A 23,409-nucleotide genomic window follows, 5' to 3' on the forward strand; every position below is an offset into this window, starting at 1 on the left:
TTTTATAACACCCCCCCACCCCCCGGCGCGGCCGGGGGCGGGGGGGGCGGACGCCCCGGCTCACCGCGACGGGTGAGCCGGGGCTTCCGCCCGTCCAGGCAGCTCAGCGCTCGCAGGCCACCCCGTCGCCGTCGCGGTCCAGTTCGCTCCGGTACCCCGGATCCCCCCGGTGCAACGGTGCCTTGCCGGCGGCCTTCGCCTCGGCGCAGTTCTTGAAGTACGCGCTGCCGCCACCCGAGGTGCCACCGGAGGCGCTGCCGGAGGAAGCACCGGACGACCCGCCAGTCGTGCCGCCGGTCGTGCCGCCTGAGGCGCCGCCGGACGTGCTGCCCGAGGTGCCTCCAGTCGTCCCACCGGAGCCGCTGCCCGAAGAACTACTGCCCGAAGAACCGCTGCTCCCGGAAGCATCCTGGTGGCTCGGGTTCGACGGGTTGTTCCGCTCGTCCGCGTACAGCGCCTGCTGTCCGTCCGCAGGGCAGGACGCCCCCGGCCGGACCAGCCGCAGCGTCGCTTCGGCGCCCGGAGTCAGCGTGCTGCCCGGCGGAAGCTCGTTCGCGCAGGCCACCCAGGCCTCGTGCGCGGCCGGCAGCGGAAGGTCCTGGTACCGGCTGACCTCGTGGATCCGGTCGGCCGCGATGCCCGCCGTGACCAGCAGGGCGCGTGCCTCGACCGCCGTGTGCCGCGCGACGTCGGGCATGAGAGCCGGCTTCGGCGCTTCCGTCGCCACCGGTGTCGGAGCTGGGGCCGGCGTCTCGCTCGCGGTCGGCGTCGCCGTGGGAGTCGCCGAAGGCGTCGGGGAGCCCGTCTGGCTCGCCGTCACCGGGGCGGCGACCGGCTGCGGCTTCTTCTGTGGCCCGGCGATGACGCCGATCCAGAAGAAGGTGCCGAAAACACAACAGATGGTCAACACCACCTTGACGGCGACGTGGAGGCGGCGGGAGCGCCAGAGCCAGACCGCGGCGAGTGGCGGTAGGAACAGGAGAGCGGCGGCGCGGATGAGCCGGTTGGCCGGTGTGCGAGGCGAAAAGGCCTTCGGCACGGGCGCCTGGAACGGATGGTGCGTCAAGAGCGGCATCCTTCAGAAGGGTGGGAGGCCCCGGGGAACGGCAGCACCACGGGGCGCCGCCGAGTGTAAAGGATGTGTAAGGAGCCGGTATGCGGCGGGTAGTGAAACCGGTTCTCGCCGTTACCCCAGTCCCATCCGCCGCAGTGCCGCTCCGAAGCCGTCCTGCCAGGCCGCCGGTGTGGCGCCGGCGGACGGCGCGGGTTCGGGGCGGCCGAGTGCGGCGAGGGCGTTGCGGACGACCTCGGCCGGGTGGGCGGTGGCGACGTCGGCGTGGCCGAGTTCCAGCTCGTGCTGGAGGTTGTCGCGCCCGTGTCCCTGCACCACGTCGAGGAGCAGCAGTCGTCGGCCCAGCGCCCGGGCCTCGCTGCAGGTGTCGCCCGAGCTGGTCACCACCAGGTCGGCGGCGGCCATCAGCGCGGGGACGCCGTCGGTGTAGCCGAAGGGGTGCAGTCGGGGCTCCCGGCGCGCGGCGGCCCGCAGGCGGCGCTCCAGTTCCGGGTTGCGCCCGGCCACGGCGAGGACGTGCGGCCCCGCGGCGGCCAGCGAGGCGGCGGTGCGGGCGAGCGGGCCGAGCCCCCAGGAGCCCGACATCAGCAGCACGCACGCGGCGTCCGCCGGCACGCCCAGCTCCGCCCGCGCCGCGGCCCGGTCCGGCGGCCGGTAGAACGGCTGCCGCAGCGGTGCCGGCACGACGGCGATGTCGGCGTCCGGCCGGTAGCGCCGCACCGCGCACGCGGCGACCTCCGAGGTGACCAGGAACAGGTCCGTCCCCTCCTGCACCCAGAGCCGGTGCGGCGTCACGTCGGTGCAGAACACGAAGTGCCGGAACTCCCGTTCCGGCGCCTGCCGCAGCAGCCGGTTGACCGCCGAGGTGGCGGTGGCGAACACCGAGACCACCAGCTGCGGCCGCTGTGCCGCGATCAGCCCCCGCAGTGCCGGGACCAGCCTGCTGCGGGCCGCGGCGTCGGCGAGCAGGGCGATCCGGGCGCCGGGCCGCAGCGCCGAGAAGTGGAAGGCGTCGTACACCCCGGGCAGGTCGAGCAGCCGGCGGAACACCGCCTCCCCGGCCGCGCCCGAGCGCTGCCCGAGCAGGGCCATGGCGTCGACGGTGCGGGTGCTCCAGCCGTGTTCCCGCAGGGTGTCGGCGCAGGCCTGCGCCATCACGTCGTGGCCCTGCCCGAGGGAGCCGGAGACCAGCAGGGCGTGCGGCATCGGGCGGCCCCTTCAGGCGCCGCGGGCCGAGCCGACGGTGGCCCGGTACCAGTCCGCGTACCGCCGCACGCCGTCGGTGAAGTTGGTGCTGGGCGACCAGCCCAGCAGCCGCTTGGCCTGCGCCGAGGAGATCCGCCGCCCCGTGTAGTCGGCCTTCCGCCCGTCGATGTGCTCGATGGTGACGGGGCCCAGCAGGCCGTCCACCGTGTCGGCGATGTCCCGCACCGAGACGGCCGTCGAGCCCTCCAGCGCGAAGGTCTGGTCCTCGGCGTCGGGGGACAGGGCCCGGACGTGGGCGTCGGCGAGGTCCTCGACGTAGACGAAGTTGCGGCTCTGCCGGCCGTCCCCGGCGATGGTGATCGGCCGGCCGGCCAGTGCGGCCTGGACGAACCGGGCGACGACCAGCTCGTCCCGCATCCGGGGGCCGTACGGGATGCCGTAGCGCAGGATGGTGAAGTGCTGCCCGTAGAGCTCGCGGTAGCTGTGCACCAGCATCTCGGCGGCGAGTTTGGTGGCCACGTACAGATGTCCGCTGTGCTCCAGCTCGATCGGCACGTGCTCGTCCAACTCCTGCTCCCCGCCGTCGAGTTGCTCGTCGGTGAGGGCGGCGCCGTAGACCCAGACGGTGCTGGCCAGCACCGTGCGGCTCAGGCCGCTGCGCCGGGCGGCCTCCAGGACCGCCTCGGTGCCGTCGATGTTGGTCCGCACCGCGCGGACCGGGTCGGCACTGACCTGCTCGACGTCGGCCATGGCGGCCAGGTGGTAGACCACCTCGCTGCCGGCCAGTGCGGCGGTGAGGGCCTTGAGGTCGAGGACGTCGAGCCGCGCGTGCTCGGCGTCCGGGTTGAGGTACTTGTCGGTGGTGTCCACCGCGAGGACGTCGTGGCCGGCCGCGATCAGGTGGTCCACGACGTGTGAGCCGATGAACCCGCAGCCCCCGGTGACGGCTATCCGCACGATCTTGCTCCCTTCGCTCCGGCTACCCGGCCAGTCGCCGGTACACCGCGGAGACGGCGTCGATCACCTGCTCCGTCTCGTCCTCGGTCATGTCGGAGTGCACCGGCAGGCAGACCTGGCGGGCGCAGACGTCCTCGGCCACGTGCAGCGCCCCGCGCCGGTACGGGGCGAACACCGGCTGGAGGTGCAGCGGCAGGTCGTAGACCTCGCCGGACAGCCGCACCCCGTGCTCCTCGGCCACCGCCCGCTTGAACTCCGCGCGGTCGACCCCGGGCGGCAGCAGCGCCACGTACTTGTAGTAGTTGCCGCGGCAGCCGGGCGGTTCGGTCACCGGGTCGAGGCCGTCCAGCCCGGCCAGCGCCGCGTCGTAGTGGCGGGCGACGGCCCGGCGGGTCTCGATGAACTCCTTCAGCCGGCGCAGGTGCACCGCGCCGATCGCGGCGTGCGGCTCGCTCATCCGCCAGGAGTAGCCGAGCTTCACGTGGTGGTTGGTGGTGAAGGAGCCCTTGCCCTGGTCCCGGTAGATCCGGGCCTCGTCGCGCAGCTCCGGTGACTCGGTGAGGATCATTCCGCCCTCGCCGCTGGTGGTGACCTTGGTCGGGTAGAAGGAGAAGGCCCCGGCCAGGCCGAAGGTGCCGGCCGCGCGCCCGTCGAAGCTGCTGCCGTGGGCGTGCGCGGCGTCCTCGACCAGCGGGATGCCGCGCCGGTCGCACAGCGCGCGCAGTGCGTCGACCTGCGGGCCGACCAGTCCGCCGATGTGCACCAGGACGACGGCGGCGGTGTCCGGGGTGAGCGCGGCCTCCAGGGACTCGGGGGAGAGCGCGAGGGTGGCCGGGTCGACGTCGGCGAAGACCGGCCGCCCGCCCGCGTGCACCACCGCGCCGGCGGTCGCGTAGAACGTGACGGCGGGGACGACCACGTCGCGGCCCCGGACGTCGACGCTGCGCAGGATCACCTCCAGCGCCGCCGTGCCGCTGCTCACCGCGACGGCGTGCGAGGCGCCGTGCTCGGCGGCGAAGGCCTGCTCGAAGCGCTCGGTCCACGGACCGAGGGTCAGCGCGCCGGTGGTGAGCATCTCGGTCACCGCCTCGGCGACCGCCGCGCGGTCGCTCTCGTCGAACACGATGCGGGCGGCTGGAACGCCCATGGGGCACCTCCGGCGGCGGGCTGCGAAAGCAGCACCGATCAGGTCGGATCCTCCCGAACCGCACGTCAGCGGACGGGTCAGGCCACATCACGCTACTTCGCCCGCCGGTTCGCGGCCCGCCGTCGCCGCCCGCGCGGGTGACCTGATCGGGCTCCGCCGCAGGTCCGGGGGCTACTTCCGGTGGAGGGCGCGCGCTCCTCCGTGCGGGGGAGGGCACTACTGCGTCCGCAGTACGCAAACGGCCTGCACAGGGATGACGACGGAGCAGGGGGCGGCCATCAAGGATGGGTCATGCTGCGGCGGACCGCGTCCACCAGGACGTCCGGCCCGCCGTGGCGCGTCCCGTCCCCGAACGTTCCGACTGTTTCCGAGAACCGCATCCGAAGGAGTCCGCTCTCCCGTGGCCACGTTCCTCTACCGTCTGGGCCGATGGGCCTTCGTCCGGCGCCGGCTGGTGACCTTCCTCTGGGTCGCCGTGCTGGCAGCCGTCGGAGTCCTGGCGGCCAAGGCGCCCGCCGCACCCGACGACGGCTTCGCGATGCCCGGCACGGAAGCGCAGAAGGCGTTCGACCTGATGAACGAGCGCTTCCCCGGCGGCCACGCCGACGGGGCCTCGGCGCGCCTGGTGTTCGTCGCCCCCTCCGGCCAGAAGATCACCGCCGAGCCCAACCGGCAGGCGGTCGAGCGGACGGTCGGCGAGCTCACCGGCACCGAGCAGGTCACCGGCGCGGTCGACCCGTTCAAGATGCAGGGCGCCGTCTCCCAGGACGGCACCACCGCCTACGCCACGGTGAGCTACTCCGCCAAGGCCGGCGAGGTGTCCGAGCCCGCCACCGAGACCCTGGAGCGGGCCGCCCAGCACGCCCGGGACGCCGGGCTCAAGGTCGAGATCGGCGGCACCGCGCTGATGGCCAAGCCCGACGCGGGCGGCAGCAGCGAGGCGATCGGCATGGCGCTGTCCGCCGTCGTCCTGGTGATCACCTTCGGCTCGCTGGTCGCGGCCGGCCTGCCGCTGCTCACGGCGCTGGTCGGTGTCGGCCTCGGCATGGCGCTGATCGCCGCGCTCGGCAGCACGCTGGGGCTCTCGACCACCACGGGCACGCTCGCGATGATGCTCGGCCTCGCGGTCGGCATCGACTACGCGCTGTTCATCGTCTCCCGCTACCGCGCCGAGCTCGCCGAGGGCCGCACCCCCCAGGAGGCGGCGGGCCGGGCCGTCGGTACCGCCGGGTCCGCGGTGGTCTTCGCCGGCCTCACCGTGGTGATCGCGCTCGCCGGCCTCTCCGTGGTCGGCATCCCGATCCTGGCCAAGATGGGCATGGCCGCCGCCGGGACGGTCGTCATCGCCGTGCTGGTCGCGCTCACCCTGGTCCCCGCCCTGCTCGGCTTCATCGGCCGCAAGGTGCTGCCCCGCAAGGCCCGCAAGGCCGGCGGCGAGGCCGCCCCGGCCGCGAAGGAGAACGGCGGCGCCCGCTGGGCCCGCTTCATCCTGCGCCGCCCGCTCGCGGTGCTGCTCGGCGGTGTGATCGGCCTCGGGGTGCTCGCCGCCCCGGCGCTCGACCTGAGGCTCGGCCTGCCGGGTGACGAGGCCAAGCCCACCTCCACCACCCAGCGCCGCGCCTACGACCTGCTCTCCGAGGGCTTCGGCCCCGGTTTCAACGGCCCGCTGACGGTCATGGTGGACGCCAAGGGCGCCGCCGACCCGAAGGCCGCCGCGAACGAGGTCGCCAAGAAGGTCTCCGGCCTGCCCGGGGTCGTCGCGGTGACGCCGCCGATGTTCAACCAGGCGGGCGACACGGCGCTGCTCAACGCCGTCCCGGCGACCGGCCCGAGCGAGGCCGAGACCAAGGACATCGTGCACGCCATCCGCCACGACGCGGCCGGCCTGAAGACGGCCACCGGCGCGACGGTCCTGGTCAGTGGCACGACGGCGATGAACATCGACGTCTCGCAGAAGATGTCCGACGCGCTGCTGCCCTACCTCGCCGTGGTCGTCGGCCTCGCCGTCCTGCTGCTGATGGTGGTCTTCCGCTCGGTCCTCGTCCCGCTGAAGGCGGCCCTCGGCTTCCTGCTGTCCGTGGTCGCCGCGCTCGGCGCCGTGGTCGCGGTCTTCCAGTGGGGCTGGCTGGCCGACCTGATCGGTGTGGAGCAGACCGGCCCGGTGATGAGCATGATGCCGATCTTCATGATCGGTGTGGTCTTCGGCCTCGCCATGGACTACGAGGTGTTCCTGGTCACCCGGATCCGCGAGGGCTTCGTCCACGGTGAGGAGCCCGGCGAGGCGATCGTCACCGGCTTCCGCCACAACGCCCGGGTGGTCACCGCGGCCGCGTTCATCATGATCGCCGTCTTCGCGGGCTTCATCGGGATGAGCGAGCCGATGATCAAGATGATGGGTCTGGGCCTCGCCGCGGCGGTCGCCTTCGACGCCTTCATCGTCCGGATGACCATCGTCCCGGCCGTCCTCGCCCTGCTCGGCCGTCGCGCCTGGTGGCTGCCGCGCTGGCTCGACCGGCTGATACCGGACGTGGACGTCGAGGGCAGCAAGCTGGAGACCGGCGCGCCCGAGTCGGCCCCGGCCCGGGAGTCGGTCACGGTCTAGACCGGCGCTGCCCGGCCTGGCCCTGCCACCGCCCGGCCTGGCCCCGGCACCGCCGGAGCCAGGCCGGCACCGAACGGCTCGGACACCGGTTCGAGCCCCAACCGTTACCGTTGCTGTCGGGGGCCGCCGCGCAAGCGCAGGCCCCCGACGCGGCCCGCCGCGCCCCCGACCGGGGCTCGGCGCGGCACGAACCGAAGCTGCCCGGTTGCGGGCGTGGCCAGCGTCCCCGACCGGAGAGCACGACCATGAGCGACACCTGGCAGCGCCTGCGCCGCGACCACCCCCGGCTGCTCGACGCCGCCGGCGGGGCGGTCATGATCACCATCACCGCCCTCGGCGCCACCATCGACCAGACCGGTGGCCACCTCACCTGGTTCGACCCGATCACCTTCGGCCTCGCGATGGTCTCCGCCGTCACCGTGCTCGCCCACCGCCGCCACCCGCGCGCGGTGGTCGCCGTCACGCTGCTCTGCACGATGGTGCTCGCCATCGTCAGTCCCCGGTTGACTCCGACGCTTGCGTCCCCGCTGCTGCTCGCGCTCTACTTCCTCGCCATCCGTACGGACCGCGCCACCGCGCTGCGCGCCTCGGTCGTCACCGCCGTCCTGCTCACCGGGATCGCCCTGCTGCTCGGCCACGGCGGTCCGATCAGCGAACGGCTCGGCGTCCTCGCCTGGGCCCTGCTGCCCGGCGCCCTCGGAGACTCGATCCGCAACCGCCGCGCCCACCTCGCGGCCATCGAGGAACGCGCCGAACGGGCCGAACGCACCCGGGAGGAGGAGGCCCTCAGGCGGGTCGCCGACGAGCGGATCAGGATCGCCCGTGATCTCCACGACGTCGTCGCCCACCACATAGCCCTCGCCAACGCCCAGGCCGGCATCGCCGTCCACCTCATGGACAGCCATCCCGTCCAGGCCCGTGAGGTGCTCAGCCACATCACCGACGCCACCGGCTCGGCCCTCCAGGAGCTGCGCGCCACCGTCGGCCTGCTGCGCCGCGCCGAGGAGCCCGCCCCGCTCGAACCCGCCCCCGGTCTCGACCGGCTGCCCGAGCTGATCACCACTTTCGAACGGGCCGGCCTGCCGGTCCGGCTCACCGTCGAGGGCGAGGCCCGCCCGCTGTCGCCCGGCGTGGACCTCACCGCCTTCCGGATCGTCCAGGAGTCACTGACCAACGTGGCCAAGCACGCCCACGGCGCCGACGCCGAGATCACTCTCGCCTACAGCGGCAGCCGGGTCGCGGTCAGCGTCGCCAACGGCCGTCCGACCGCGACCGGCCGCCGTCGCGCGGTGGCCCCGCCGCAGCATCCGCCGAGCGAGGGCGGCTTCGGACTGATCGGCATGCGCGAGCGGGCCGGCGCGGTCGGCGGCCGGCTCAGCGCCGACCGGCGGTCCGACGGCGGCTTCCTGGTCACCGCCGAACTGCCGCTGCGCACCGGCGCCCGCGACGACGGCCCCGAGTCCGCGGGCGGCTTCACCGCCGCCGACGTGGCCCGGGCCGCCCGGGCCGTGCGCACCGCCCGTACCGATCGCCCGACACCAGCCGAAGGACGAGACGGCGCCACCGGTGCGGTCGACGCCGCCCGAGAGGAGAGGGACCACGCATGACCATCCGGGTACTGCTCGCCGACGACCAGGCCCTGCTGCGCGGGGCATTCCGCCTGCTGATCGACGCGGAGGAGGACATGGAGGTGGTCGGCGAGGCCGCCGACGGCCGGGAGGCCGTCGCGCTCGCCCGGGCCACCAGGCCCGACATCGTGCTGATGGACATCCGGATGCCCGGCGTCGACGGCCTCGGCGCCACCGCCGAGATCTGCGGAGACGAGGAGCTGTCCGGCACCCGGGTGCTCATCCTCACCACCTTCGAGATCGACGAGTACGTGGCCCAGGCGCTGCGCGCGGGCGCCGGCGGATTCCTCGGCAAGGGCGCCGACCCGAAGGAACTGCTCGCCGCCGTCCGCACCGTCGCGGCGGGCGAGGCGCTGCTCTCGCCGGCCGCCACCCGGGCCGTGATCGACCAGTTCCTGGCCCAGCCCGAACCGGCGCCCGGCGCCGCCACGAGCGAGCGGCTGGCCGTCCTCACCGCCCGTGAGCGGGAGGTGATGTCGATGGCCGCCACCGGCCTCACCAACGAGGAGATCGCCGAGCGGATGTTCGTCAGCCCGTTCACGGTCCGCACCCACGTCCACCGGGCGATGTCCAAGCTCGATGCCCGCGACCGCGCCCAGCTCGTCGCCATCGCCTACCAGACCGGTCTCGTCCCGCCCGGCCGCCAGGTCTGAGTGCTCCGGGGCACGGCGTCCGGCCGGCGCGCCTCACCCGTGTCGTCACCGTCAGGCGTGTCGTCACCGTCAGGCGCGTCGTTGCCGTCGGGCGCGTCGTCGCCGTCAGGGCTTGCGGGCCACCCCGCCGTACATGCTGACCCGGTCGGCGCCGGGGCCCGGCTCGGTGTCGGGGCGCCAGAGGGGGACGGTGGTCACGCCCGGGTCGAGCAGGTCGAGGCCGTCGAAGAAGGCCCGGACCTCCTCGCGGGAGCGGCCGACGAGGGGTGCGGTGGCCTTGTCGTAGACGCCGGTGACCCGGTCGCGGATCTCGGACGGGATGAAGTCGGCGGTGCCGTGCGACAGGACCAGGTGGCTGCCGGCGGGCAGGGCGTCCAGGAGTGCGGCGAGGGCCTGGTGGGGGCGGTCCTCGTCCCGCAGGAAGTGCAGGACGGCGGCGAGTACGAGTCCGACCGGGCGGGAGAAGTCGAGCAGCTCCACCGCCCGGACGGCGTCCAGCAGGGCGGCGGGCTCACGCAGGTCGGCCTGGATGACGGTGGTCCGGCCGGGGCCCGTGCCGGCCATCAGGGCGCGGGCGTGGGTGAGCACGATCGGGTCGTTGTCCACGTAGACGACCCGCGCGCCCGGCCTGGCCGCCTGGGCGATCTCGTGGGTGTTGCCGGCCGTCGGGATGCCGGTGCCGATGTCGAGGAACTGGTCGATGCCGAGGTCGGAGACGCACCGCACCGCGCGGGTGAGGAAGCCGCGGTTGGCGAGGGCGGTGGAGCGGAACTCCGGGTTGGCGGCGAGCGCCTTCTCGGCGGCGGCGCGGTCGGCGGGGAAGTTGTCCTTCCCACCGAGGTAGTAGTCGTACATCCGGGCCGGGTGCGGCACGTCGGGCCGCAGGTCGGCCGGGATCCCGGCCTCGCCGGACTCCCACATGTTCTCGTATCCCACGACTGCCGTCTCCTTCGTCCGGGCGCCACTGACGATCCACTCGCGGCCCTGCTGGCGGACAGCCTAAAGCCCAGGTCACGGCCCCCGTGCCGGTTGGTCGGGTCACCCCCGTATGTCCCTTTCGTCGGGCGGGCAGGGCTCGTCGGCCCGCCGCGCGCCCCGGCCGCCCGCGGCGCAGGATGGGAGACCGGGGCAGCGGAACAACCGGGGACGGGAGGTCGGGCCATGGTCATCGCGATGGCGGACGTCCGGGAGTGGCGCGGCCACGCCGTGGTCGACGAGAAGGGGCACCGCATCGGTCCGCTGGAGTCGGTCTACGTGGAGACGGCCAGCGACGAGCCGTTCTTCGCCACCGTCACGGTCGGTTTCGCGGGTCGGCGCCGCCTGGTGTTCGTCCCGCTGGAGGGGGCGGTGGCCGGGCCGGACTATCTCCGGGTGGCGTTCCCGCGCAACCAGGTCAAGCAGGCTCCGGCGATCGGCACCGACGACGTCCTGCCCGCCGAGGACGAGCCCGCCGTGTTCGCGCACTACGGACTCCCGTACGCGACCGGCGCGGGCGGGGAGCGGCGCCTGGCCCGCCGCTGAGCCGTGCCCGGCCCGCCGTCGACCGGCACCTGTCCCCGCCGCCGACCGGCACCCGTTCCCGCTGTCGGTCCGCACCGGGGGCGGGTGGGTCGGGCACGATGTTCGCCACCCGGGAATGAATACCCCGCCGGGTACACTTGTCCATCGACAGTCGATGTGAAAGGCGGCCCCGACATGCAGGTGGACGAGGAGGCGGTCGGCGCGGTCCTGAACCGGCTGCGTCGCGCGCAGGGCCAGTTGGCCGGAGTGATCGCGATGATCGAGGCGGGCCGGGACTGCAAGGACGTGGTCACCCAGCTCGCCGCCGTCTCGCGCGCGCTCGACCGGGCGGGTTTCAAGATCGTCGCGAGCGGCATGCGTCAGTGCATGGCCGCCGCGGACGCGGACGCCCCGCCGATGAGCGAGGCCGAGCTGGAGAAGCTCTTCCTCGCCCTGGCCTGACCGGCGGCACGCGCCTCAGGAGCACGGCCCGACGAGGGCCGCGGTGGACCGGTCCGCCGCGGCCCTCGCGCATGCCCGCGGAAACGCGCGCGCCGCGCGCCCCACACATGCCCGCACCGCATCCCTGCCACCGCCCGCGGAAGCTCCCGCGCCGGCCCGCAGAAGTGCCCGCGGAGGCGCCCGCGGAGGCACCCGCGCCGCCAGCCCGCAGACGCACCCACCGAAGTTCCCGCGCCGCCCGACACTCCGTCATGCGTCGTTCATGCGCTGGTCGCCGGCCTTCGGGTGAATGAGGCTGCCCGCAGTTGTACAGCCAACTGTGCGCACCCTCTCTTCTCCCAGCCTCCGTGACCAGCCGTACCCGGCCCCGGCGATCCGTCCCCCGGCGGACCCGGTCCCGGGCGGCGGACAGGACAACCGTGGCCGCAGGCAGCGCCCTGAAGCTCAGCTCCTCCACCAACCCCACCGAAGGCGACCGGCTCACCTTCCACTGGACCACCGACGCCCCCGACGCCAAGAACTGGGTCGGCATCTACGACGGCGGCCGCCAGCCCGGCAACGGCAGCTCGCTGCTGTGGAAGTACACCCCGGGCACCTCGGGCGACGTCCAGCTCGACACCTCCGCGCTGACCGACGGCCCGTACACCGCCTACCTGCTCGCCAAGGACGGCTACGGCATCCTCGCCCGGACCGAGCCGTTCACCTTCCGTCCCAAGCCCGCTGTCGTGCGCCCGCACGCCGCCGTCGACTCGTTCACCGCCACGCCCGTCGCCCCGGGCGCCGCCGTGACGGTCCGGCTCGGCGGCCTCTGGTCCCGCCCGGCCGGCAACCCGGCCGGCTCCGCGACCCACCGCAAGGTCGCCGGCCCGGCCTGGGCCTCCGTCAGCGCCGACGGCACGCTCACCGGCACCGCCCCCGCCACCCCCGGCAGGAACCCCGAGCCGGTGGTCGTCGGCGTCAAGGACAGCGCGGGCGCCACCGACACCGTCACCGTCCTCGTCCCGGTGGTGGACCCGGCCGCGCCGCTGCGCCTCAAGACCGCCAGCTGGAACCTGCACGACGCGGGCGCGGCCCACGCCGACGCGCTGGAGAAGCAGCTGCGGGTGGTCCTCGCCCAGGGCCTGGACGTGCTCGCCCTGCAGGAGACCGCGGGGGAGCGGGCCAGGACCCTGGCCGACGCCCTCGGCTGGTACGCCTACCAGAGCCCGGGCAGCGTCGGCATCCTCAGCCGCCACCCGCTGGCCGACATCACCGCGCCGACCGCCGAACTGCCCGCCGCCGCGGCCACCCTGCGACTGCCCGGCGGCCGCAGCGTCCGCTTCTGGGCCGCCCACCTGGACGAGGCCGGCTACGGCCCGTACGCCGTCCAGGACGGCCGGACCGCCGCCGAGGTGGAGGCCGCCGAGAACGGCTCGCTGCGGCTCAAGCAGGCCAGGGCGCTGGCCGCCGCCGTCCGCGCGGACATCGCCCGGCGCATCCCGGTGGTGCTGGCCGGCGCGCTCTCCTCGCCCTCGCACCGCGACTGGACCGCCGCCACCGCCGCCGCCCACCAGGGCGTCGGCCCGCTCGCCTGGCCGGTCACCGTGGCCCTCCAGGGCGCCGGACTGACCGACACCTTCCGCGAGGAGTGCCCCGACCCGGTCAAGGCCCCGGGTGCCACCTGGTCGCCCACCCGCAAGCGGCGCGGCGAGCGCCCCGAGCCGCAGGACCGCATCGACTACGTCCAGTACGCGGGCCCGCTGAAGCTGGTCGAGGCACACACCCTGGTCGCCGACTGGCCGCAGCCCGAGCCCGGATCCGCCGCCAACGAGTGGCCCTCCGACACCGCGGCCGCGGTCGCCACCTTCCGGCTCTGAGCTCCCCGGCTCCCCAACCCCCAGCTCCGAGAGGCCAGTTCGCCATGCCCGAGCTCTCCCGCCCCGCCCCGCTCTCCCGCCGCACCTTCGTCGGCGCCACCGCGGCCGCCGGCGCCACCGCCCTGACCGGGATGACGGCCACCCAGGCCGCCGCCGCCCCGGCCCCCGCCGCCCTGGCCCCCGCCGCCGATGCCAAGCCCGCCGCCCCGCTCACCGGCACCGTCAAGGACGTCCGGCACGTCGTCGTCCTGATGCAGGAGAACCGCTCCTTCGACCACTACTTCGGCACCCTGGCCGGCGTCCGCGGCTTCGGCGACAAGCAGGCGCTCCAGTTCCCGGACGGCACCGACGTCTTCCGCCAGCCCGACAACCGGCGCGGCGACGGCGGCGTGATGCTGCCGTACCGGATGGACACCGCCAAGTACAACGCGCAGAACGCCGGCGGCCTCCCGCACGACTGGGCCACCGGCCACCAGGCCATCAACAACGGTGCGATGAACAAGTGGATCGCCGCCAAGGGCGAGCGCACCATGGGCTACTTCACCCGCGACGACATCCCCTACCAGTACGCCCTGGCCGACGCGTTCACCGTCTGCGACGCCTACTTCACCTCGCTGGCCGGCCCGACCGACCCCAACCGCCTCTACCTGTGGACCGGCACCGCCGGCCCCGGCCGGGACGGCACCACCGGCCCGTGGATCGACAACACCCCGGTCACCGACAACCCCGTCGCCGACTGGACCACCTACGCCGAGCGCCTGCAGGCGGCCGGCGTCTCCTGGCGCGTCTACCACAACCCCAGCAAGGACGACCGCACCGGCGACTACGACGACAACGCGCTCTCCTACTTCAAGCAGTTCCACGCCTTCCCGCACGACGACCCGCGGTACGTCAACGCGATGACGAAGTTCGACCCGACCGACTTCGACCGCCACTGCAAGGACGGCACCCTGCCGACCGTCTCCTGGCTGGTCGCGCCCTACCTGTTCTCCGAGCACCCGGAGGCCGGTCCGGCCTACGGCGCGCACTGGGTCGACCAGGCCCTGCAGTCGCTGATGTCCAACCCGGAGGTCTGGCGGCACACCGTCTTCCTGGTGATGTACGACGAGAACGACGGCTACTTCGACCACATGGTCCCGCCCACCCCCGAGCCCGGCACCCCCGAGGAGTTCACCCAGGGACGGGCCATCGGCCTCGGCAACCGGGTGCCGCTCTGGGTGATCTCGCCCTGGTCGCGCGGCGGCTGGGTCAACTCCCAGGTCTTCGACCACACGTCGGTGCTGCGCTTCATGGAGCTGGTCACCGGAGTGGCCGAGCCCAACATCTCGGCCTGGCGCCGGGCCGTCTGCGGCGACCTCACCAGCTGCTTCGACTTCGCCGCCCCGGAGCACTCCATCCCGCCCCTGCCCGACACCAAGGCCCTGATGGCGCGGGCCGACGCGGGCACCAAGCTGCCCGGCGTCGCGCTGCCGGCGGTCGGCGCCCAGGCGATGCCGGTCCAGGAGCGCGGCGAGCGCCCGCACCGGCCGCTTCCGTACCAGCCGTGGGCCGACGCCGAAGTGGACCGGAAGACCGGCAAGGTCACCTGCACGATGAGCAACGACGGCTCGGTGGCCTTCCCGTACACCGTCTACCCGAACATCCTGCTCCCCTTCGCCGGCACCCCGTACACCGTCGCCCCCGGCGCCACCGCCCGGTACGTCTGGGACGCCGCCGCCACCGGCGGCCGCTACGACTTCACCGTGCACGGCCCGGACGGCTTCGTCCGCCGCTTCGCCGGCACCGTGGTCCGGGACGGGCAGGACGGCCAGAACGACGTCGGCGTGCCGATCGTCACCCCCGACCTGCGCGGCAACCGCAAGCTCATCCTCCAGGTGGCCAACGACGGGATGACCGACGTGGCCTTCACCGCCGCGCCCAACGACTTCGCGGGCACCGCGCAGACCGTCTGGGTCAAGCCCGGCAAGCAGGCCGACCTGGCCTGGCCGCTGGACAAGCAGGGCCGCTACGACGTCGTCGTGACCGCCCACACCGGTCAGCGCTTCGTCCGGCGCTACGCGGGCTGGGTGCACTGAGCCCCGCCGACCCGGCCGGGGGCGCCGATCCGGTGACCCCCGGCCGTGGCTCGGCCGCGCCGACGGACCCCGCCGATACCGTCGGGCGCATGCAGAAAATCACCACCTGCCTCTGGTTCGACGACCAGGCCGACGAGGCCGCCGCCTTCTACACCACGCTGCTCCCCGACTCCCGGGTCACCAGGACCACCCACTACGGCGAGGCCGGCCCCCGCCCGGCCGGCTCGGTGATGACCGTCGAGTTCGAACTCGCCGGCCGGGCGTACGTGGCGCTCAACGGGGGCCCCGAGTTCCACTTCACCGAGGCGATCTCGCTCCAGGTGGAGTGCGAGGACCAGCAGGAGGTCGACGACCTCTGGGCGAGACTCACCGCCGACGGCGGTCAGCCGGGCCCGTGCGGCTGGCTCAAGGACCGCTACGGCCTCTCCTGGCAGATCACCCCCCGGGTGCTGCTCGACCTGGTCGCGGGCGAGGACCGGGCCAGGGCGGACCGCGTCTTCGCGGCCATGCTACGGATGCAGAAGATCGAGATCCAGCCGCTGCTCGACGCGGCCGAGGGCTGAGCGCATGACCGCCCCGCTCAGCCACCGCGGCATCACCTACCTGCGGGCCACCCCCGAGCGGGTCTGGCACGCGCTCACCAACGCCGACGAGTCCGGCCTCTACTGGGGCCACCGCAACGTCTCCACCTGGCTGCTCGGCGCACCCTGGGAACACCAGCGGACCGACGGCTCCGGCATCGCCGACGTCATCGGCACCGTCGAGGCCGTCGACCGCCCGCACCGGCTGGTCACCACCTGGGCCGGCCCGCAGGAGGAACGCACCGGCTGGCCGTCCCGGGTCACCTTCGAGATCCAGGGCTGGCAGGACCTCACCCGGCTCACCGTCATCCACGAGAACCTCGCCGACGAGGCCCAGCGGGCGGACGCCGAACAGGGCTGGTCGGCGGTGCTCGCCAACCTCAAGACCTACCTGGAGACCGGTCACCCGCTGCCGCAGCAGCCCTGGCTGATGCCCTGACCGCGACGCCACTGGGAAGCGCCCGGTCTACCCCGCCGGGCGCTCCGCCTCGTCGGAGGCGCGTCAGCCAGGGGACCCCCCGCCCGGGGACCGCCCACCACGGGACCGCCCACCGCGGGCCCGCTCGCCGCGCAGCAGGCGGCGCAGCCAGGCGTAGCGGGAGAACCGCTCCCGGTTCGCCACCGAGGCCCGGTCCAGCTCCTCCATCAGCCTCCGGCCGCGGTGCTCCAGGTCCATCTCGTCCAGGATGCGGTCCACCTCGGCCAGTATCGAGCCGTGCAGCTGCCATGCCTCCGGATGCTCCTGGACCTTGCGCAGCAGCACCTGGGCGACGTTCTCCCGGCAGACCCAGGCCGCCGCCAGCTCGGCGGTCAGCCGTTCCTCGGCCTCCTCGGCGCTGCGGCTGACCTGGGTGGTCACCAGGACCGCGTAGCTCACCACCGCGCCGCCCACGTGCGCCAGCAGCTCCTCCAGCCCCGCCGCGATGTCCGGCGGGAAGAGCCGTTCGCCGGGGGCGCGCCGTTTGGCCAGGTCGGTCAGCGAGCGGGCCAGCACCCGGATCACCACGACGCAGATCTCCAGGGTGTCCAGCCCGGTGCGCAGCACCAGCCGGGACAGCAGCCCCTCGCTGATCCGCGGGTTGAAGCGCAGGCTGTCCTCCGCCTGGCGCAGTGCCGCGTCCACGTCGGCGATCGCCTGGTCCAGCCGTCGGGCCTCGTGCAGCCGCTCGGCGGCCCGGGCCACCGGGGTGGGGCGGCCCAGCTCCTCGGAGATGTCCAGCAGCAGCTGGCGGGCCCGCCGGGCGAGGTCCTCGATGGACTCCCCGGCGGTGTCCACCCAGACCGGCGGCGCGAACAGCAGGTTGAACAGCAGGCCGACGGCGGCGCCGATGAGCGTCTCCAGCACCCGGTCCCAGGCCTGCGAGGCCAGCTTGGTCACGCCCAGGATCAGCATCGCGCTGATCGCGACCTCCTGGACGAACTCCTCGACCCGGACGAACCGGCCGACGACCAGCGACGCCAGGATGATCAGCCCGAGGCTCCACCAGGAGAGCCCGACCACGGCGCTGAACCCGATCGCGATCAGTACCCCGACCACCACCGAGTTGACCCGGCGGATGCTGGTCTTGAGCGTCGAGTAGACGGTGACCTGGACGACCAGCAACGCGGTCAGCGGCGCCGTCAGCGGGGCGGGCTCGCTGCTCAGCTGGGTCGCCACCGCATAGGCGAGGGTGGCCGCGACGGTGGCCCGGACGGTCTGGACCACGAAGGGTTCTCGGGCGCTGCGGCGGACCAGGTCCGCGAGTCTCTCCGGGAGAAGGGCCATGTCGCCCTTCTTTCCCCGCGGCCGCCGTTCACACCGCTCCCGGGGCGCTCCGGCACCCGTACGCCCGCATCGGCCCGGGGCGGTCCGCCGCCGGAACCCGCTAGTTGTCGCGGTTGAAGCGCAGCTTCCAGGGGGCCAGCGCGGACTCGACCTGCACGCCCATGCTCATCTTGGAGGCGCCCTCGATCCGCTCCTCGAAGCGGATCGGCACCTCGCGGATCGACAGGCCCTGCTTGACGACCCGGTAGTTCATCTCGACCTGGAACGAGTAGCCGTTGCTCTGCACGGTCGGCAGGTCGATGGCGCGCAGGGTGCTCGCGCGCCAGGCCTTGAACCCGGCGGTGGCGTCCCTGACCCCGAGGCTCAGGATCGCGTTGACGTAGAAGTTCGCCCAGGCGGACAGCGCCTTGCGGTGCCAGGGCCACTCCTCGGCGGTCGAGCCGCCGGGGACGTAGCGGGAGCCCAGCACCACGGCGGTGTCGTCGGCGAGCAGCGTCTCGACCATCACGGGTATCGCCGAGGCCGGGTGGGAGAGGTCGGCGTCCATCTGCACCACCACGTCGGCGCCCTCGTCCAGGGCCTTGGCCATGCCGGCCAGGTAGGCGCGGCCGAGGCCGTCCTTCTCGGTGCGGTGCAGCACGCCCACGGTGCCGCCGGAGTCCGCGGCGAGCTTGTCGGCGATCTCGCCGGTGCCGTCGGGCGAGCTGTCGTCGACCACCAGCAGGTGCAGGTTGGGCACCGGAAGCTCCGCGAGCATGCCCGCGAGGACCGGGAGGTTCTCCCGCTCGTTGTACGTGGGGACGACCACAACGACCTTGGGGGAGGCCTCGACCATGTTCTGTTTCCCTCGTGCCTGCTCCGGATGGGACCGTGCGAGTCTAACCGGCGTGGTGGCCGCCTCCTGCCCCGCCCGGGGTGGGAAATCCGTTCGACCGCGATGGGCCGATGTGGGACGCTGCCGCCGCCCTGTCCGAACGCCGACCCGGAGCCCTCCTTGACGATCCGTCGCAGCACCGCCCTGCCCGTCACCGCCCTGGTCCTCGCGCTGGCCGCACTGACCGGCTGCGGCGCCGACGGCGCCGCTCCGCCGCCGGCCGCCGCCACGACCGGAGCGTCCACCGGGGCCACCACCGGCGCACCGGCCGAAGCAACCGGAGACCCGGCCGACGCGACCGGTGCACCCGCCGACGCGACCGGAGCCTTCGACCCCGCGGTCGCGATCGCCCACCGCTCCCGGGAGCCGTACGCCGCGACCCTCGAGATGACCGCCGAGAGGGGTGAGGGCGCCGAGAAGGAGGTGACCACCGCCACCGGCCGGTCGAACCACAACACCCCGGCCGAGGGATCCCGCCTGGAGACCAAGATGGTCCGTGGGTCCTTCGTCCTGGCCTGGGAGGAGACGGTGACCATCGACCAGGCCGTCTACCGGCGGAGCAAGGAGACGGGCGAGACCCGGTGGACGACGGACCAGAAGCCCCCGGCGAGCGTCGGCGTCGGCACGTACGACACCGACGGCTACGCCAAGGTCCTGCTGGACGCCGGGCCCGCCGCCCGCAAGGGCATGGAGACCGAGGCGGGCGTGCCGGTGTTCCACCTGGCCGCCCGGCTCTCACCGGAGCAGCTGCGCCGTGCGGACCCGGGCTACGGGGTCGGGCGGCAGAACGAGGGCACGGAGGCGGCCGACGTCCAGCTGTGGATCGACCGGCTCGGCCGGACGGTCCGCTCCGAGCGGTCGACGGTGGTCGCCGGCAAGCCGGTCGTGACGAAGGAGCGCAGCTCGGACTTCGGCCCCGTGGAGACCTACACCCCGCCGGCCGCCGGCTGAGCCGGGCCCGCTACGCGGTGCCGTAGACGGCGGCCAGGTTGTCCTGGGCCGGGCGGGCCCGCCCGGCCGGGCCGGCGGCGAAGGCGCGCAGGACGTTCTCGGTGACCTGCCGGACCAGGTCCCCGGCGTGCACGTCGATCCCGTGGTCGGCCCGGCTGCCGCCGGGGCCGCGCGCCTCCAGCGCCTCGACCCAGCGCATCGTCCCGGTGGCGAACACCCCGGCGCCGCTCGGCACGGTGTAGTAGGCGGTGTCGGAGTGGGAGCGGCGGCCGTCGCACACCACGGGGGAGTGGGCGATCACCTCGATCGGGCGCGGGGTGGGGAAGCCGGTGTGCACCCGGTCGTACTCGACCCCGACCAGGTGGGGGAACGAGGCCCCGGCGGCGACGCCCGTCCCCTCGAAGGCCCAGTGCCCGGGCGAGCTGACCACGTACGGGGCGTCCACCGGGTAGCCGTCGTAGATGACGCCGAGCATCGAGCTCTCCGGGTCGGCGCCCGGGCCGGCCCGGAAGTCGGTGGTCGCCGGGGCGCCGGACTGGTGGCCGGGGTCCTGCGCCCAGGCGTCCTTGTAGCAGACCACCGTGCGGTCCGGCCCGAGCTCGGTCGGCTCGAAGCGGACCCGGCGGAAGCAGCAGTTGGCGCCCAGGATCGCCAGGTTGGTCCCGGAGTCCCGGGCCGCGACCACGTTGGCCCGCTGCTCGGGGGACCAGTACTCGTCGTGGCCGAGCGACAGCACGGCGCTCGCCCCGGTCAGCAGGCCCGGCTCGCGGGCCACGTCGATGCCGGTGGTGTACGCGAGCGGCAGGCCGAGCCGCTCGGCGAGGGCGACCAGCGGCGCCTCGTAGACCAGGAACAGCCCGGCGCCGTGGTCGTAGTCGTACGGCCGGTCGAAGACGACCTTCAGCGAGCGGGTGGCCAGGGTGCCGGTCGGGCCGTTGTAGAGGCTGTGGCCGCCCCACTCGTTGTAGGCCTGCCAGGTCGCCGGGGCGCTCATGATCACGGTCCGGCCGGCGGTGCTCGCCGAGCGGACGGTGAGCGGGACGTAGCGGCGGCCGGAGCCGTCCTCGGCGTCCAGGCGCAGCAGGTAGGCGCCCTCGGGCCAGCCCGCGGTGTCCACCGCGAGGGTGCGCTCCCAGTCGGTCAGCACGGTGCGGGTGGCCTGGTCCACGTGCGGTGCGGGCTGCTTGGCGCCGGGGACGTGCTCGCGGCGCCAGACCAGCCGGGCGCGGGCGCCGTCGTACCAGCCCATCCGGTAGGCGGAGACGGTGAAGGCCGCGGCGGGGGTCGAGACGTGCAGGCCGAAGGACTCGCCGGGCAGGACGCTGACCCGGTCGGCGAAGCCCGCGATGGCGTCGTCGGGGCCGGGGTCGGTGATCTCCCAGTCGGGGTTGCCCGGGCGCGAGCGCTCGGTCGTCGGCCCGGTGTGCCCGTCCGCGGCCGGACCACCGGTGGCGGGGTCCCCGGGAGTGCCGGGGGCAGCGGCCGCCGCTGAGGACGGCTGCGCGGCGGCGGCAGGGTCCGGTCGGCGGGGGCCGCAGGAGGTGGCGGCGGCCGCCATCAGTCCCAGGCCCAGAATCCTCCGCCGGCTCGGCTCCGCCACCGCGACCTCCCTGTTTCCGTGTTCCCGTTCCGGGGTCCTGTCCCGGGTTCCCGGTCCGTGTTCCCGGTCCGTGTTGCCGGTCCCGTTCCGCGTTCCCGGGCGTTCCCGGACGTTTCCGGGCCCGGTCCGTGTTCGTGGGCGCGTCCGCCCGGCGTGCCGGGTGCGCGCGGACATCCTCGCGTGTTTCGCGAGGTCCGCGCAGGGCGCCGCGCCGCACCGGCCCGTGCGGTCGGGCGGTGCGGCGCGGCCGGGCGGGGCCTTCCGCCGGGGAGGGCCGTACGGGCGCACCCGGGTGTGTCGGCCCGCGCGGTTGCCCGGCCCCGGTGAGCCCGTCCCCTAGCCTGACCAGGCCCGCCGGGCGGCGGCCGCGGGGATCCGGAGCCGTGCGTGCCCGGCCGAGTCGTGGACAGGGGTGCACGTGGTTTCGTCGGGGTCGGCCGAGCCGGGGGCTGTGCCCTCCTCCCGGAGCGAGCGCTTCCGCGCCTGGATGCTGGAAGGCCTGGCCGACATGGCCAAACAGCACCCCGGTCCGCACGCCGAGGTCCCGCACGAGGAGGGCCGGCGCTGGTGGCGGGTGATGTGCCTGACCGGTCTGGACTACTTCTCCACGCTCGGCTACCAGCCCGGCATCGCCGCGCTCGCGGCCGGCCTGGTCTCGCCGCTGGCGACCATCGTGCTGGTGATCGTGACCCTGCTCGGCGCGCTGCCCGTCTACCGGAGGGTCGCCCAGGAGAGCCCGCACGGCCAGGGCTCGATCGCGATGCTGGAACGGCTGCTCTCCTTCTGGCAGGGCAAGCTCTTCGTGCTCACCCTGCTGGGCTTCGCAGCCACCGACTTCATGATCACCATCACCCTGTCCGCCGCCGACGCCAGCGCGCACCTGGTGGAGAACCCGCACCTGCACAGCGCCCTGACCGGCAAGCAGGTCCTGCTGACCATGATCATGATCGCGCTGCTCGGCGCGGTCTTCCTCAAGGGCTTCAGCGAGGCGATCGGCCTGGCCGTGGTGCTGGTCGCGGTGTACCTCTCGCTGAACGTCGTGGTGGTGGCCAACGGGCTGTGGCACGTGCTCAGCGAGCCGCACCTGTTCAGCGAATGGACGGACGCGCTGACCATGGAGCACGGCAACGCGCTCGCGATGATCGGCGTCGCGCTGATCGTCTTCCCGAAGCTGGCGCTCGGCCTGTCCGGCTTCGAGACCGGCGTGGCCGTGATGCCGCACATCGAGGGCGACCCGGACGACACCGAGGAGAAGCCCACCGGCCGGATCCGCGGCGCCCGCAAGCTGCTGACCACCGCCGCCGCGATCATGAGCGTGTTCCTGATCACCACCAGCTTCATCACCACCCTGCTCATCCCGGCCGACCAGTTCAAGGCCGGCGGCCAGGCCAACGGGCGGGCGCTGGCCTACCTCGCCCACGAGTACCTGGGCAACACCTTCGGCAGCATCTACGACCTCTCCACGATCGCCATCCTCTGGTTCGCCGGGGCCTCCGCGATGGCCGGACTGCTCAACCTGATGCCGCGCTACCTGCCCCGCTACGGCATGGCCCCGCACTGGGCCCGCGCGGTGCGGCCCACCGTCATCGTGCTCACCCTGATCGCCTTCCTGGTGACCTGGATCTTCGACGCCAGCGTGGACGCCCAGGGCGGCGCGTACGCGACCGGCGTGCTCGTGCTGATCAGCTCCGCCGCCATCGCCGTCACCATCGCCGCCCACAAGGCCGGGCAGCGCCGCTGGCGGGCCGGCTTCGCGGTGATCGCCGCGGTGTTCCTCTACACCACGGCGGTGAACATCGCCGAGCGGCCGGACGGCGTCAAGATCGGCGCCTGCTTCATCGCGGGCATCATGCTGGTCTCGTTCCTCTCCCGGCTCAAGCGCGCCTTCGAACTGCGCGTCACCGACGTGGTGCTCGACGATGTCGCGGAGCGGTTCGTCCGGGACTACACCCACCGCCCGCTGCGGCTGATCGCCAACGAGCCGAACAGCCGGGACCTCGCCGAGTACCGCGACAAGATCCACCAGATCCGGCGGGACAACGACATCCCGGCCGAGGACGACCTGGTCTTCGTCGAGGTCACCGTGCTCGACCCGTCCGACTTCGAGGCCGAACTGACCGTGCGCGGCGAGGTGCTGCACGGGCGGTACCGGGTGCTGACGCTGGAGAGCTCCAGCGTGCCGAACGCCCTGGCCGCCCTGCTGCTGCGGGTGCGCGACCTCACCGGGCAGCAGCCGCACATCTACTTCGAGTGGACCGAGGGCAACCCGTTCGCCCAGTTCCTGCGCTTCTTCCTGTTCGGGCAGGGAGAGATCGCGCCGGTCACCCGCGAGGTGCTGCGCGAGGCCGAACCGGACCGCTCACAGCGACCGGCCGTCCACGTGGGCTGAGCGCGGCCGGACGTGCACGTGGGCTGAGCGGCGCCGGCTCGCCGTGGCGGAGCGGGGCCGGCTCGCCCGTGGTGCAGAGGTCCCCGTCGGC

19 protein-coding genes are annotated in these 23,409 nt (G+C 73.8%); 11 read left to right on the forward strand and 8 right to left on the reverse strand.

The genetic code is table 11. The features are described from left to right. Nucleotides 1-103 precede the first annotated feature (103 nt). From ACFWP2_RS09540 to ACFWP2_RS09555, 4 genes are all read right to left on the reverse strand, one after another. The gene (locus tag ACFWP2_RS09540) at nucleotides 104-697 is read right to left on the reverse strand and encodes an excalibur calcium-binding domain-containing protein (RefSeq protein ID WP_380449713.1); all 594 of its coding nucleotides are present in this window, start codon (nucleotides 695-697) and stop codon (nucleotides 104-106) included. A gap of 489 nt (nucleotides 698-1,186) precedes the next feature. Next, entirely contained in the window at nucleotides 1,187-2,278 is a 1,092-nt protein-coding gene (locus tag ACFWP2_RS09545; RefSeq protein WP_380449715.1) for a hypothetical protein, read from the reverse strand. Nucleotides 2,279-2,290: 12 nt separating this feature from the next. Next, nucleotides 2,291-3,235 carry an NAD-dependent epimerase/dehydratase family protein gene (locus tag ACFWP2_RS09550; protein WP_380449717.1) on the reverse strand — a complete coding sequence of 315 codons (945 nt, stop codon included), beginning with the start codon at nucleotides 3,233-3,235 and terminating at the stop codon, nucleotides 2,291-2,293. Nucleotides 3,236-3,257: 22 nt separating this feature from the next. Beyond that, complete coding sequence (locus ACFWP2_RS09555; protein ID WP_380449718.1) at nucleotides 3,258-4,382, reverse strand: DegT/DnrJ/EryC1/StrS family aminotransferase; 1,125 nt, start codon at nucleotides 4,380-4,382, stop codon at nucleotides 3,258-3,260. A gap of 400 nt (nucleotides 4,383-4,782) precedes the next feature. Between ACFWP2_RS09555 and ACFWP2_RS09560 the strand changes: the two genes are divergently transcribed. The 3 genes from ACFWP2_RS09560 to ACFWP2_RS09570 all read left to right on the forward strand — a co-directional run bounded on the left by ACFWP2_RS09560 (nucleotide 4,783) and on the right by ACFWP2_RS09570 (nucleotide 9,265). After that, the gene (locus ACFWP2_RS09560; protein ID WP_380449720.1) at nucleotides 4,783-6,984 is read left to right on the forward strand and encodes an MMPL family transporter; all 2,202 of its coding nucleotides are present in this window, start codon (nucleotides 4,783-4,785) and stop codon (nucleotides 6,982-6,984) included. Nucleotides 6,985-7,229: 245 nt separating this feature from the next. After that, nucleotides 7,230-8,591 (forward strand): sensor histidine kinase, encoded by a 1,362-nt coding sequence (locus ACFWP2_RS09565; protein WP_380449722.1) that lies wholly within the window; start codon nucleotides 7,230-7,232, stop codon nucleotides 8,589-8,591. Beyond that, entirely contained in the window at nucleotides 8,588-9,265 is a 678-nt protein-coding gene (locus tag ACFWP2_RS09570; RefSeq protein ID WP_380449723.1) for a response regulator, read from the forward strand. The genes ACFWP2_RS09565 and ACFWP2_RS09570 overlap by 4 nt, the downstream gene beginning before the upstream one ends. Before the next feature lie 105 nt (nucleotides 9,266-9,370). On the opposite strand, the gene ACFWP2_RS09575 is transcribed toward ACFWP2_RS09570, so the two are convergent. Next, nucleotides 9,371-10,186 (reverse strand): SAM-dependent methyltransferase, encoded by an 816-nt coding sequence (locus ACFWP2_RS09575; protein WP_380449930.1) that lies wholly within the window; start codon nucleotides 10,184-10,186, stop codon nucleotides 9,371-9,373. A gap of 240 nt (nucleotides 10,187-10,426) precedes the next feature. On the opposite strand from ACFWP2_RS09575, the gene ACFWP2_RS09580 reads away from it, so the two are divergent. The 6 genes from ACFWP2_RS09580 to ACFWP2_RS09605 all read left to right on the forward strand — a co-directional run bounded on the left by ACFWP2_RS09580 (nucleotide 10,427) and on the right by ACFWP2_RS09605 (nucleotide 16,178). Beyond that, nucleotides 10,427-10,786 carry a PRC-barrel domain-containing protein gene (locus ACFWP2_RS09580; protein WP_380449725.1) on the forward strand — a complete coding sequence of 120 codons (360 nt, stop codon included), beginning with the start codon at nucleotides 10,427-10,429 and terminating at the stop codon, nucleotides 10,784-10,786. 174 nt (nucleotides 10,787-10,960) lie between these two features. Beyond that, nucleotides 10,961-11,227, forward strand: coding sequence for a metal-sensitive transcriptional regulator (locus ACFWP2_RS09585; RefSeq protein ID WP_380449727.1), 267 nt, complete (start codon nucleotides 10,961-10,963; stop codon nucleotides 11,225-11,227). Nucleotides 11,228-11,646: 419 nt separating this feature from the next. Then, nucleotides 11,647-13,083: an endonuclease/exonuclease/phosphatase family protein gene (locus ACFWP2_RS09590; protein WP_380449728.1), complete on the forward strand. Its 1,437-nt coding sequence runs from the start codon at nucleotides 11,647-11,649 to the stop codon at nucleotides 13,081-13,083. Nucleotides 13,084-13,127: 44 nt separating this feature from the next. Then, nucleotides 13,128-15,158 (forward strand): phosphocholine-specific phospholipase C, encoded by a 2,031-nt coding sequence (locus ACFWP2_RS09595; RefSeq protein WP_380449729.1) that lies wholly within the window; start codon nucleotides 13,128-13,130, stop codon nucleotides 15,156-15,158. Between the two features lie 89 nt (nucleotides 15,159-15,247). Continuing rightward, nucleotides 15,248-15,721 (forward strand): VOC family protein, encoded by a 474-nt coding sequence (locus ACFWP2_RS09600; protein WP_380449731.1) that lies wholly within the window; start codon nucleotides 15,248-15,250, stop codon nucleotides 15,719-15,721. A 4-nt stretch (nucleotides 15,722-15,725) separates the two neighbouring features. After that, nucleotides 15,726-16,178 carry an SRPBCC domain-containing protein gene (locus tag ACFWP2_RS09605; protein ID WP_380449733.1) on the forward strand — a complete coding sequence of 151 codons (453 nt, stop codon included), beginning with the start codon at nucleotides 15,726-15,728 and terminating at the stop codon, nucleotides 16,176-16,178. A 63-nt stretch (nucleotides 16,179-16,241) separates the two neighbouring features. On the opposite strand, the gene ACFWP2_RS09610 is transcribed toward ACFWP2_RS09605, so the two are convergent. Together ACFWP2_RS09610 and ACFWP2_RS09615 are read right to left on the reverse strand one after the other, a co-directional pair. Continuing rightward, on the reverse strand, nucleotides 16,242-17,504 hold the full coding sequence (locus tag ACFWP2_RS09610) for an aromatic acid exporter family protein (protein ID WP_380449735.1): 1,263 nt from the start codon (nucleotides 17,502-17,504) through the stop codon (nucleotides 16,242-16,244). Nucleotides 17,505-17,604: 100 nt separating this feature from the next. Beyond that, nucleotides 17,605-18,339 carry a polyprenol monophosphomannose synthase gene (locus ACFWP2_RS09615; RefSeq protein ID WP_380449737.1) on the reverse strand — a complete coding sequence of 245 codons (735 nt, stop codon included), beginning with the start codon at nucleotides 18,337-18,339 and terminating at the stop codon, nucleotides 17,605-17,607. 159 nt (nucleotides 18,340-18,498) lie between these two features. Between ACFWP2_RS09615 and ACFWP2_RS09620 the strand changes: the two genes are divergently transcribed. Then, nucleotides 18,499-19,329 (forward strand): hypothetical protein, encoded by an 831-nt coding sequence (locus tag ACFWP2_RS09620; RefSeq protein ID WP_380449739.1) that lies wholly within the window; start codon nucleotides 18,499-18,501, stop codon nucleotides 19,327-19,329. Between the two features lie 10 nt (nucleotides 19,330-19,339). Here the strand turns inward: ACFWP2_RS09620 and ACFWP2_RS09625 are convergent, their stop codons facing one another. Beyond that, nucleotides 19,340-20,887, reverse strand: a complete 1,548-nt coding sequence (locus ACFWP2_RS09625) for a N,N-dimethylformamidase beta subunit family domain-containing protein (protein ID WP_380449931.1) — start codon at nucleotides 20,885-20,887, stop codon at nucleotides 19,340-19,342. Between the two features lie 529 nt (nucleotides 20,888-21,416). Here ACFWP2_RS09625 and ACFWP2_RS09630 point away from each other — a divergent pair. Next, on the forward strand, nucleotides 21,417-23,318 hold the full coding sequence (locus tag ACFWP2_RS09630; RefSeq protein WP_380449932.1) for an amino acid transporter: 1,902 nt from the start codon (nucleotides 21,417-21,419) through the stop codon (nucleotides 23,316-23,318). Nucleotides 23,319-23,409: the final 91 nt, after the last annotated feature.

This window comes from Kitasatospora sp. NPDC058444, assembly GCF_042721415.1.
Classification (GTDB): Bacteria; Actinomycetota; Actinomycetes; order Streptomycetales; family Streptomycetaceae; genus Kitasatospora.